The 1,550-nt window shown below is 57.2% G+C and carries 2 rRNA genes; both read left to right on the top strand.

Going from position 1 to position 1,550, the window contains the following annotated elements:
- Positions 1-1,309 (top strand): 23S ribosomal RNA (locus ACRX5W_RS33205); the annotation flags it as partial.
- A 120-nt stretch (positions 1,310-1,429) separates the two neighbouring features.
- Positions 1,430-1,546 (top strand): 5S ribosomal RNA (gene rrf, locus ACRX5W_RS33200).
- The last annotated feature ends 4 nt before the right edge of the window (positions 1,547-1,550 follow it).

The following is a 1,550-nucleotide window of genomic DNA, read 5'->3' as shown; positions in this document are numbered from 1 at the left end:
GCGGCCCGTACCCTAAACCGACTCAGGTGGTCAGGTAGAGAATACCGAGGCGTTCGGGTGAACTGTGGTCAAGGAACTCGGCAAAATGCCCCCGTAACTTCGGGAGAAGGGGGGCCAGTCCTGGTGATCCGTTTTACACGGTGAGCTGGGGGTGGCCGCAGAGACCAGCGAGAAGCGACTGTTTACTAAAAACACAGGTCCGTGCGAAGTCGTAAGACGATGTATACGGACTGACGCCTGCCCGGTGCTGGAACGTTAAGGGGACCGGTTAGTCCGTTAGGGCGAAGCTGAGAACTTAAGCGCCAGTAAACGGCGGTGGTAACTATAACCATCCTAAGGTAGCGAAATTCCTTGTCGGGTAAGTTCCGACCTGCACGAATGGCGTAACGACTTCTCGACTGTCTCGACCACAGGCCCGGTGAAATTGCACTACGAGTAAAGATGCTCGTTTCGCGCAGCAGGACGGAAAGACCCCGGGACCTTTACTACAGCTTGATATTGGTGTTCGGTTCGGCTTGTGTAGGATAGGTGGGAGCCGGTGATCCCGTGACGCCAGTCACGTGGGGAGGCGTCGTTGAAATACCACTCTGGTCGTGCTGGATGTCTAACCTGGGTCCGTGATCCGGATCAGGGACAGTGTCTGGTGGGTAGTTTAACTGGGGCGGTTGCCTCCTAAAGGGTAACGGAGGCGCCCAAAGGTTCCCTCAGCCTGGTTGGCAATCAGGTGTCGAGTGTAAGTGCACAAGGGAGCTTGACTGTGAGACCGACGGGTCGAGCAGGTGCGAAAGCAGGGACTAGTGATCCGGCGGTGGCTTGTGGAAGCGCCGTCGCTCAACGGATAAAAGGTACCCCGGGGATAACAGGCTGATCTTCCCCAAGAGTCCATATCGACGGGATGGTTTGGCACCTCGATGTCGGCTCGTCGCATCCTGGGGCTGGAGTAGGTCCCAAGGGTTGGGCTGTTCGCCCATTAAAGCGGTACGCGAGCTGGGTTTAGAACGTCGTGAGACAGTTCGGTCCCTATCCGCTGTGCGCGTAGGAGTCTTGAGAAGGGCTGTCCCTAGTACGAGAGGACCGGGATGGACGAACCTCTGGTGTGCCAGTTGTTCTGCCAAGGGCATGGCTGGTTGGCTACGTTCGGGAGGGATAACCGCTGAAAGCATCTAAGCGGGAAGCCTGCTTCGAGATGAGGGCTCCCACAGGGTTGACCTGGTAAGGCTCCCGGTAGACGACCGGGTTGATAGGCCGGATGTGGAAGCGCAGTAATGTGTGGAGCTGACCGGTACTAATAGGCCGAGGACTTGTCCTCAGGTGCTCGCGTTCATTGTGTGGTTCCCGGACCGCGACTGGTTTCGGTGGATCATGGTTTGACAATTCGATTGGTGGATTGTCGGGCATGCGGCCGTTGGGTTGTTGTGTTCGATGGTTTTCCGGTGGTTTTGGCGAAGAGGAAACGCCCGGTTCCATTCCGAACCCGGAAGCTAAGCTCTTCAGCGCCGATGGTACTGCACTCGAAGGGGTGTGGGAGAGTAGGACGCCGCCGGAATTAT

The organism is Yinghuangia sp. YIM S10712, from assembly GCF_051388935.1.
Taxonomy (GTDB): Bacteria; Actinomycetota; Actinomycetes; order Streptomycetales; family Streptomycetaceae; genus Yinghuangia.
The sequence above is the reverse complement of the archived record's forward strand: the minus strand, read 5'-3'. Positions and strand labels throughout refer to the sequence as shown.